The sequence below is a fragment of the Ruminococcus sp. D54t1_190329_F1 genome, assembly GCF_015551645.1.
GTDB lineage: Bacteria > Bacillota > Clostridia > Lachnospirales > Lachnospiraceae > Blautia_A > Blautia_A faecis.
The window spans coordinates 70010-80300 of sequence record NZ_JADNDC010000018.1 but is presented as its reverse complement, the minus strand read 5'-3'; the positions used below and the strand labels follow the sequence as shown (position 1 = coordinate 80300).

The following is a 10291-nucleotide window of genomic DNA, read 5'->3' as shown; positions in this document are numbered from 1 at the left end:
CATGAACTGACACGTGCAGGCGATGGTATGAAACTGGAAAATCTGGAACTGACAGACGGTGTCTTTAAGTTTGAACAGGAAACACCTGGTGAAAACCTTAAAGTTACCTTCAGCGGTTATAAAATCCGGGACGACCAGAACACGGATAACCTGTATGTGCTTCTGGATGAAACAGCTGAGACAACAGCCTCTATTGGAATGGTCACTCCAAAAATCGAGGAAGTTCCGACGACAGCACTGCTGGGTTATGGCAAGACTTTAAGTGACTGTACAATTACAGGCGGAAAGGCAATCTGGAAGGGAGAAATAATAGAAGGTACGTTCAGCTGGAAAACTCCAGAAGCAAAACCAGCCGGAGAAGATAACGGAACTGAGAAGGCAAACTATACAGTTGTATTTACACCTTCTGAAGCCAACATTTATCTTCCTGTAGAATTTGACCTTCCAGTAAGAACGCAGATTGGTGTCCGCGTAAGCTGTAAAGCCAACAGCCGTGATTACGAAAAAGGTAATGTTACCACCACCGGAACCTATGAACTGACACGTGCAGGCGATGGTATGAAACTGGAAAATCTGGAACTGACAGACGGTGTCTTTAAGTTTGAACAGGAAACACCTGGTGAAAACCTAAAAGTTACCTTCAGCGGTTATAAGATCCGGGAAGACCAAAATGCAGATAACCTGTATGTGCTTCTGGATACTACAGCTGAAACAACAGCCTCTATCTACTGGATCACGCCAGTGATCGAAACTGTGCCAACCGTAGCACAGGAATTTGAAATCGGTACCAGATTAAAGGATATCCAAAATTCACCAGAAAAGGATCCGGTCTTAACCGATGGAAAAGCTACATACAATCAGAAAGAAATTCCAGGAACCTGGCAATGGCAAAATCCTGAGACAGTACTTGACCAGGTGGGTGAAATCCGATACACAATGCTGTTTATTCCAGAAAATACAGCTGGATTTAAAACAATCCAGGCAGAAGTAACCGTATCCACAATAAAAGCAGTGGTGACGCCTCCTGAGATCCCGGAAATGGTCTATAATGGGCAGGAACAGGCTCCGGTTATTCCAGAAACGGAATTCTATAAAACAGTTCAAAATGAAAAGCATTTAGATGCTGGAGAGTACAATGTAACGATGGAACTTAAGAATCCTGCACTGTACAGATGGCCGGAAAGTGAAGAAAAAATTACGATCCTGCCCTATAAGATTCAAAAAGCCAAAGCAGACATTACAGGAACTCCGGACCCGGAAAAACTGACCCTAATTTATGGGCAGATGCTTTCAGATGGATTGACGTCAGAAACAGAACCGGACAGAGCGAAAAAGAAAACTCTGATTGCAAAAGATATGATATCCGGAATCAAGGTGAAGGTCGCAGAGATGGAAACAGCCGGAGAATGGCAGTGGAAGCTTGAAGAATCCGAGAAAAAGCAGCTGGCAGTTACTGAAAACGCTTATAAGCTTCAAGCAGTTTTTCAACCTGCTGATGAAAGCGTGGCAAAAAATGTAGAACCGATTGAAGAGATATTTACCGTAAAAGTAAAGAAGGCGGTACCTGCATTGACGTGTAAAGATTTCAGCGGAAAACTATTTAATTCAATAGATAATGAAGGAAATGTGGTTGGAAGTTATCTTTCAAATGCAGAGATTAATGGCTGGGTTGAAGCGAAAAATCCAATTACTGGCGAAACTATTGTGGGAACCTGGAAAGCAACACCTGTTGAGGACAAAGTCATCACTAAAGAGGGTGGAGGATTTGCATATAAGCTTACCTTTACTCCGGAAGATACAGTAAACTATTCAGAAGCTGTTGTTGAAAACTTGATGATTTATATTCATGTCGACTATAAGCCTGTAGTTCCAACGGACGCCCCTGCTCCAACAGAAACTCCAGCTCCGACAGAAGCTCCGGCTCCAACAGAAGCACCTGCTCCGACAGAAGCACCAGCTCCGACAGAAGCACCTGCTCCGACGGAAGCTCTGGCTCCAACGGAATCCCTAGCTCCAACGGACGCACCAGCTCCGACAGAAGCACCTACTCCGACGGAATCCCCAGCTCCAACGGACGCACCAGCTCCGACAGAAGCACCTGCTCCGACAGAAGCTCTGGCTCCAACGGACGCACCGGCGCCAACAGAACCTCTGGCTCCGAAAGAATAAATTAGCCACAAAAACTGACTGATCAATTGAATTTGACAAAAAAGATGCTATGAAACACAAACTAAAAATTTTTTCAAAACTTCCATTAATTGCTTTGTGCCTTATGGCTGCAATCGGAGCATATACTCCGGTTCTTGCAGACAGTGAATCCCAGGTAACTGTGTGTATTCTGGATTCAGGCTGCAACATGGAAGACATTACAGGGTGGAATTATCTGGAAGGCAGCGATAACCTTTCTGACAACAGCGGACATGGAACAGGCGTCTGTGAAATCCTGCTGGAAAAGGCACCGGATGCAAATCTGGTTATGCTAAAGTGTTTTGATGGGGAATCTGAAAATCAGACAGACGATAATACCATCATCCAGGCCATCTATGACAGCGTAGATAAATACCATGCAGATATCCTTAATATGAGTTGGACACTGAATAGAGATTCGAACCTCCTCCATGAAGCAATTCAGTATGCCAGCGAAAACGGAGTCCTGATACTGGCTGCAGTCGGAAACCTGAGCTTCCAGACACCTTCTGGAAGCCAGGTATATCCGGCTGCCTGGGAAGAAGTAATCGGCGTGGCAGGAGCTGATCTTGATGAAAACGGGAATCCCATAAGTTCGCTGTGGTATCTTGGCGGTTAAGCAGTATATGTAAGCGCAAACGGAAGCTATGAAGATCAGAAAGGATCCTCCTATGCGGTCCCCAGAGTAAGTGCAGCTGTAGCAGGGTACCTGCTAGAGAATCCAGGTGTAACGCAGGAAAAAGTACTGGACTATCTGAAAAATAAAGCTGTTGATGCCGGAGACAAGGGATATGACCTTCAGTTTGGGTGGGGGTATATCGAATGAAAATTGATAAGTAGTTAGAATAATGCGGAATGTAGATACAAAACAAAAGAATGCAGCTCATGTGTTGCATTCTTTTTGTTTTATAAAGCCTGCAAAAAAGAGCAATCATTTCTCATAGGTCTCTTTTCATAAATATAATGTGAAAATTTCATGGAATTTTGTACAAATTGTCCAAATAATAGTTGCGAAAAACTTTAAAACAATATATAATTGATTATAATCAAAAGTATATGCAAAATAATAATTACAAGGATGGATTGATGTAAAAATGCCAAAAGGATTACAACATAAAGGAATCGTCAGAAGAAACAAAATGATCTATGCAGCAGTAAAATTATTTCTGGAAAATGGATACGAGAAGACCACAACAGCCTCTATTGCAAAGGCTGCCGAGATGTCCCCCTCTTCCTTTTTTGCAGCATTTGATAATAAAGAAGCCTTGCTGCTTACCCTGGTCAAAACAATGTTTGGAAGCCAGTTTGATAAGGCGGAGAAATTATTAGGGGAAACCCCGGATCCGTTGCTTGTCTATGGAGTAGAAGTTTCGATACAGATGTACATAGCCGAATTGTCAGAACCGTTGAGGGAATTATATGTGGTAGGATATTCTCTTCCTACTACCTCAGAATATATTTATATGAGCACGGCGCAGAAGATTCAGCATATTTTTTCACAATATATAAAAGAAGCAGAATTGAAAGATTTTTATGAAATGGACATTGCCTCTGCCGGAATCACCAGAGGATTTATGGCAAAAAAATGCGACCTCTATTTTACCATGGAAAACAAATTAAGAAGATTACTGAAATGCTGCTTTACCTTATATAAAGTACCGGAAGCCAAACAAGAGGAAGTAATAGGTCAGATCTTAAAAATGGATCTGAAACCAATTGCAGAGAAAATCATAGAAGACACAGTAAGAAAAGCAGAAGAAGGATTTGAATCAGTTTTGGCAGAAAAGTAAATATTTTGAAAATTATATAAGTATAAAAGGACTGACAAAAACCTGTCAGAAGTAGCAGCGATCTGCACAGAAGATGGATTAACGGAAGGAAGATACTGTGAAACCTGCGGTGCAGTATTTGCAGCACAGAAAGCAGTGAAGGCAACAGGCCATAAAGAAGTAATAGACAAAGAAATAAATGCCACGTATTTTACCCTTTAAGGATCCTGAACCTGAGGAAATTAATGGTTTTAAGGACATTACAGAAGCTGTAAACTTTTTAGATATAATTATCCAATGTGACGGACAATCAATAAATAATAAAGAGCATTTCTGCTTCACTCATAGAACAATTGAACCACATGAGGAGCGAAGTATTGAATATAGCGATGGAAGAACCGAAATGGGATGCTTTAAGTGCGAGGCATGCGCCTGGAGAAGAACTATTCGGTATATTGCGCAGCTGCTCTTTCCATAATGATATAGTGAAAAACATCTTACAATGTGGAGGTTATTACATATTGTCTGGTAATCTATATAGATGAAAAATGAAGTTTGCCTTAATCAAAATGTAATCTTAAGAATGAGATTCCATTGAAAAGGAAAATAATTGGCAGGAGGATATCTTATGTTTCGCGAGATGAGAAGATTTAAGCAACAGGTTTCACAAGATGAATGTAAAAAAATATTAAAAGATGAAAAAAGAGCTGCTTTTTCTGTAATTGGTGATGAAGGGTATCCCTATACCATTCCAATTAATTTTTACTATGAAGAGGCTGATCATACGATTTATTTTCATGGAGCCAGAGAAGGACACAAGATGGATGCAATCCAGAAATGTAATAAAGTGTGTCTGACAACCTGGAACCAGGGTTTCAAAAAAGAAGGGCACTGGGAGTGGAATGCCACAAGTGTTGTTGTGTTTGGAAAAGCAGAACTTATCACAGATACCAAGATTATAGAAGACCGTCTTCGAAAACTGGCAGAAAAATATTACCCTACAGTAGAAGAAGTAGAAAAAGAAATGAATGGTTCTGCAAGAAGTCGTGTCCAGCTATTTGCAATCAGAATTGAGCATATGACAGGGAAGCTTGTAAATGAGAAATAATATGTAAGAGAGTTTGCTGACATAAAAAAGAAGGGAACACATTTATGATTATTCAGACCGGTATGCGGACGGATATCCCGGCGTTTTATTCGGAATGGCTGTGTAACCGGATAAAAGAGGGCTACGTGATGGTTCGGAATCCATATCAGCCGCAGCAGGTAACAAGATATACCTTTTCGCCTTCTGTGGTAGATCTGATTGCGTTCTGCTCGAAAAATCCGGCGCCTATGCTTTCACACATGGATTTACTGAAAACATATGGAATGTACTGGTTCGTTACCATTACCCCTTATGGAAAAGAAATAGAGCCTCTGGTTCCAGATGTAGAAGCGGTAATAGATACATTTCGGCAACTGGCTGAGATTACAGGACCGGATTCCATGGGATGGCGTTATGACCCTATATTCCTGAATGAGACTTATACGCCAGAGGTCCATATCCAAAAGTTTACACAGATCGCACTGGCCCTTGAGGGCTATACCCATACCTGCGTGATCAGTTTCATCGACCTGTACCAGAAAGTGAGAAGAAATTTTCCGGAAGCCCAAGCTGTACCAAAAGAAAAACGTCTGTCACTTGGGAAAACCATGATACAGATAGCCGCGGCACATGGAATGAAAGTATATCCCTGTGGAGAAGGAACAGAATTAGCCTGTTATGGGGCAGATTGCAATGGCTGTATGACACAGGAAACATACGAAAAAGCCCTCCATACCACGCTGGATATACCGAAAAAGCAGCCACTACGGAAAGAATGTGCCTGTTTTATGGGAAATGATATTGGAGCATATAATACCTGTCTTCATGGATGTAAATATTGTTATGCTAATTACGATACCAAAACGGTTCGTCAGAATTATGCTTTGCATGATCCGAAATCCCCGTTTTTGATTGGAAATTTAAAAGCGGATGATAAAATACATCAGGCGGATCAGAAAAGCTGGATCGACGGACAACTGGTTCTGAAATTTGATTGATAGAAGGAAAAGCTATATGGAAAAGCTTTTGAAAGAACACTGAGCATAAGGAGAGTCTGAAAATGGCAAAATTATATTTCCGCTACGGAGCAATGGGAAGCTCGAAATCAGCAAACATACTAATGGTCCGTTATAACTACGAAGAGCGCGGTCAGTATGCCGTTTTGTTAAAACCAAGAACAGACAGCCGGGATGGAGAACGCAAGATCCAGTCTCGTATGGGATTATCTGCTTCAGCAGAATACGTGGATGAATTTTTAAAAGAGATCTCTACGATCTGGAAAAAAGAAAATACAGAATACCGGTATCAGGGAAAGAAAGTGGATGCAGTTCTGGTGGATGAAGCGCAGTTCCTTTCGGAAGCGGAAATAGACACTTTGTCCGACCTTGTGGATTTTTATAATATTCCAGTGATCTGCTATGGACTGCGCACCGATTTCCGCAACCGCTTATTTCCTGGCTCCAGACGTCTGATGGAGATTGCAGATGTCATTGAGGAAGTACCGACTGTCTGTTGGTGTGGAAAACGTGCACAGTGTAATACCCGGTATGCAAATGGAGAAATTGTACGGGAGGGTGCGCAGATCATGCTTGGCTCCAATGAAAGCTATGTGGCGCTTTGCCGGAAGCACTACAAAGAAGGAAAATTATGGAAAGAAGCTGGAGCAGAAAATGAAACGAGCACCAGGAGGAACTGTAAAATTATGGAAAAGGAGTAAGATATAAGAGAAAGGGGACTCTTCTATGAGTAAGAAAAAGGCAGCTTTTATCTGTGTCCATAATTCATGCCGCAGCCAGATAGCAGAAGCATTTGGAAAGCATCTGGCATCTGATATATTTGAAAGCTATTCTGCCGGCACAGAGACAAAACCGCAGATCAATCAGGATGCAGTCCGGATTATGAAAACGTCATATGGAATAGATATGGAAGCAGATGGTCAGTACAGCAAACTGATTCGCGATATTCCAACTCCTGATATCGTGATTTCCATGGGATGCAATGTAGGGTGTCCGTTTATTGACAGGCCTTTTGACGATAACTGGGGACTGGAAGATCCAACGGGAAAAAACGATGAGGCGTTTAAATTAGTTATAGAAGAAATCAGGAAGAAAATCCTTGAATTAAAGAAGAATGCGTCTTGATAACTTGCAAAACGATATTTTGATAGGAACAGATAGATGAAGCATGCTTGATAATCTGGATACCAAGACGTCTGCCAATAATCATGGAAAGGTGTGGAATACCAGAAGAAATCATATCACATGGAGGCTGTATGTGGGTCTGCACATTACCAGATCGCTGCGTACTGGTCCAGAGTTTTGAACAAGCCTGCGATTAAAGCGTATCAGGCATCCAGACGTGGGATTGTTCTGACAGCAAATTATACTGCTACGCAAAAGGGGGTAAAGAAGTGCCTGTCCGGATCTGGTTGTTGTTCCGCCCAGAATGGAGCTTTATCTACAGTTTTCTTCCATGCTGCAGGAGATTTATGGAGAGTATACCGATCTGGTGGAGCCTTATGGATGTGATGAAGCGTGGCTGGATGTGACTGGAAGTACCGCCTTAAAAGGGGATGAAAAAAAGATTGCAGATGAGATTAGAAGCCGTGTAAAAAAGGAATTGGGGATCACAGTCAGTATCGGGATTTCGTGGAATAAGATTTTTGCTAAGCTTGGAAGCGATTATAAAAAACCAGATGCGATCACCCAATTTCATAAAGAAAATTACCAGAGTATCGTCTGGAATCTTCCTGCAGCTAACCTTTTGTATGTCGGAAGATCTACCAGAACGATGTTAAACCGTTATGGGATCAAAACCATTGGGAAAATTGCAACGTCAGATCCAGATTTCCTGGAACGACTGTTCGGGAAGATGGGACTGGTCTTATATTCCTTTGCAAATGGCTGGGATGATTCTCCTGTTGAACCAGAAGGCTATGCGGCTCCCATTAAGTCCATTGGTAACAGTACCACCACACCAAGAGACTTAGCAACTAACCTGAATCCGTGAAGTTCATTCTTTAAGAGAACCAATCTTCCAAAGGTAAGTTTGTTTCATGATGTGAGCATACTTCTGTGGCTTTTTCTGTATCAGCACCGGGAACAAAAGCAGTCACTGGGCAAAAAAGGGTACACGAAATAAGCCTGCTATAAAATTGCTTTGTTACTTATGAGTTTGTGACAGCATATTTCTGACAGATATCAGAAAATATATGTCGCCAGATGTTGCTTCTTCCGAGGCCGGTTATCAACTGGCGTGCATGCATGGTTATATGTCCTGCCATCATAATCAGGTTGCTGATAACTGTGCGTAAACGACGGCGTTTAACATCCCTCTTCTGACGGGGTGCCCGTCCTCCAATTGTGCCCTGACCGATCATACGGAGAATGTTATATGCGATCATCCCTAATTCGAGTATCAGTGCATTGGTCGCGAACTTTCCGGATGGAAGCCGCTCCAGATCCATGTCTGTTTTTACCTCACTATGAAACTGCTCACATTCCCCATGGGCATGATACAGACTGATGATTTCCTCATCCGGGTCACCAAGGTTTGTCCACCAGGCTTCAACTTCAATATCGGGAACAAGGTTGAACTGACCATACTTATCAATGGTTCGCTCTGTAATCTCGTATCCGGCACGGAGTGTATACTCTGTATTGAACTGCTTACTGGTAACGGTTTTCCAGTCACTGCCTATATAGACGGTTTTTCCGTCTCTGGGACTGGTTACATTCCGGCAATACTGCTTTGCCATTTCAAACCAGTCATCCGTGCTTTCTCGGCGAAGTTTTCGCTTGATAATGAAAAAGCTTCAAAGTAAGGTTTGCCCATGCAAAGCATTCCAAGGTAAGTGAGTACAATATCACCATTTTTAATCTGATGCTGAGACCGATTGGATGTCACGTCCATGCGATTGAGTTTTTTGATGAAATCGCTTTTCCCAAGGAGGGCGCCAACAACAGCCAGACCGCTGGCTGGGATAATACGTTCATTTGTAAACTCAACAATAATGTTCTTATTGGTGTTCAGTGTGATTCGGTGGTTGTTATTCATGGTAAAAGACTCCAATCCATAGATTTTGTTATGTCTATTTTACCACAGACTGCTTTCACCTGGTGGGTGAATAACAATATTGGAAAAAAATATTGCAAAAGCATGAAACTATAGGGTTTAAGGAGTATGTGAGGAAATCAACTTCACGGATTCAGGAAAAACCAATAAAGCAGACAATAGATAATATTCTCAGTAACGCAGCCAAAAGTAGAATGTCTCCATGACAGCAGAATATAATAAATTAATTCTAAAAATAAAGGGAGCTCTTTAATGAAGCAAAAACCCTTATTGATCAGCCTGTTAATTTCTCTGGGAACCGGAGTGATTGCAGGCTTTCTTACTTTTAAAAGTATGGAACAATACTAGAATGAGCCGCCTAATAATTGTGAAAATCAAAATTCAGTAATACGGAATATAGAAAATCAGGAAGTTAATCTTTTATCAAAAGAAGAACTTTGCAAACGGCAAAATCAAATCAGATGAATGTCTTTTTACACTATATTTTGACTATTCACGCAAAAATGTAGACAGAGAAACTAGATTTAAATAATATATATAATATAGATATAAAAACAGTTAAAAGAAGAAAGGAGAAAAAATAGAGAAAGCATGTTTGCTATCTTTTGTATTGCTGTTCAGTACTTTAAGTCAAAGTATTGTAGCAACAACCGTGTATGCAGGCAATATTCTTATGATGGAACAAGATTCAGAATTACCTGTAAAAGAAGATCAAGCAGATATTACGGATCAGGATCATCAAGAGAAAAATACTGATACAGAAAACACAAATTCAGATAAAGAACAGGGAACTGAAGAAAGCACGGATTCAGATAAAATAGTTACCGCATATGTATAAAATACAAGGGGGTTAAATCAATGAAATTTGATGTTAAAACACAGGGAAAGAAAATGGAGGTTGCTTTGGAAGGAAGAATGGACTCTGCAACAGCACCGGGATTTGAGAAGGAGATTTTCCAAAAGCTTGATGGAGTTACTGAGCTTGTTCTGGACTTTACCGATCTTGCGTATCTTTCCAGTGCCGGATTAAGAGTTCTTTTATCCTGTCAGAAGAAAATGAATGCAGCAAAGGGAAGTATGGTTGTAAAGCATGTCAATGAAATTATTATGGAAGTATTTGAAGCAACCGGATTTGACAGTATTTTGACAGTCGAACAATAAAAGACAGATGAAA

8 protein-coding genes and 3 pseudogenes are annotated in these 10291 nt (G+C 41.1%); 10 read left to right on the top strand and 1 reads right to left on the bottom strand.

The window, feature by feature from the left end; genetic code table 11:
* From I2D69_RS20485 to I2D69_RS10125, 8 genes and pseudogenes are all read left to right on the top strand, one after another.
* Positions 1 to 2169: pseudogene (locus I2D69_RS20485) on the top strand (hypothetical protein); the annotation flags it as partial.
* Between the two features lie 49 nt (positions 2170 to 2218).
* A pseudogene (locus I2D69_RS20125) lies at positions 2219 to 3013 on the top strand (S8 family serine peptidase).
* Positions 3014 to 3281: 268 nt separating this feature from the next.
* Positions 3282 to 3977, top strand: a complete 696-nt coding sequence (locus I2D69_RS10150; RefSeq protein ID WP_227202118.1) for a TetR/AcrR family transcriptional regulator — start codon at positions 3282 to 3284, stop codon at positions 3975 to 3977.
* A 607-nt stretch (positions 3978 to 4584) separates the two neighbouring features.
* The gene (locus I2D69_RS10145; protein WP_148462058.1) at positions 4585 to 5064 is read left to right on the top strand and encodes a pyridoxamine 5'-phosphate oxidase family protein; all 480 of its coding nucleotides are present in this window, start codon (positions 4585 to 4587) and stop codon (positions 5062 to 5064) included.
* A gap of 44 nt (positions 5065 to 5108) precedes the next feature.
* Positions 5109 to 6041: a DUF1848 domain-containing protein gene (locus I2D69_RS10140; protein WP_195379845.1), complete on the top strand. Its 933-nt coding sequence runs from the start codon at positions 5109 to 5111 to the stop codon at positions 6039 to 6041.
* 62 nt (positions 6042 to 6103) lie between these two features.
* Positions 6104 to 6760 carry a thymidine kinase gene (locus tag I2D69_RS10135; RefSeq protein WP_173718908.1) on the top strand — a complete coding sequence of 219 codons (657 nt, stop codon included), beginning with the start codon at positions 6104 to 6106 and terminating at the stop codon, positions 6758 to 6760.
* 25 nt (positions 6761 to 6785) lie between these two features.
* A complete protein-coding gene (locus I2D69_RS10130) occupies positions 6786 to 7184 on the top strand; it encodes an arsenate reductase ArsC (RefSeq protein ID WP_173718909.1) in 399 nt (132 codons plus the stop codon).
* A 304-nt stretch (positions 7185 to 7488) separates the two neighbouring features.
* Positions 7489 to 8052, top strand: a complete 564-nt coding sequence (locus tag I2D69_RS10125) for a hypothetical protein (protein ID WP_306467748.1) — start codon at positions 7489 to 7491, stop codon at positions 8050 to 8052.
* Positions 8053 to 8209: 157 nt separating this feature from the next.
* On the opposite strand, the pseudogene I2D69_RS10120 reads toward I2D69_RS10125, so the two are convergent.
* Positions 8210 to 9099, bottom strand: a pseudogene (locus tag I2D69_RS10120) (transposase).
* Positions 9100 to 9790: 691 nt separating this feature from the next.
* On the opposite strand from I2D69_RS10120, the gene I2D69_RS10115 reads away from it, so the two are divergent.
* Positions 9791 to 9955, top strand: coding sequence for a hypothetical protein (locus tag I2D69_RS10115; RefSeq protein WP_173717341.1), 165 nt, complete (start codon positions 9791 to 9793; stop codon positions 9953 to 9955).
* Positions 9956 to 9975: 20 nt separating this feature from the next.
* Positions 9976 to 10278, top strand: a complete 303-nt coding sequence (locus I2D69_RS10110) for an STAS domain-containing protein (RefSeq protein ID WP_148462062.1) — start codon at positions 9976 to 9978, stop codon at positions 10276 to 10278.
* Positions 10279 to 10291: the final 13 nt, after the last annotated feature.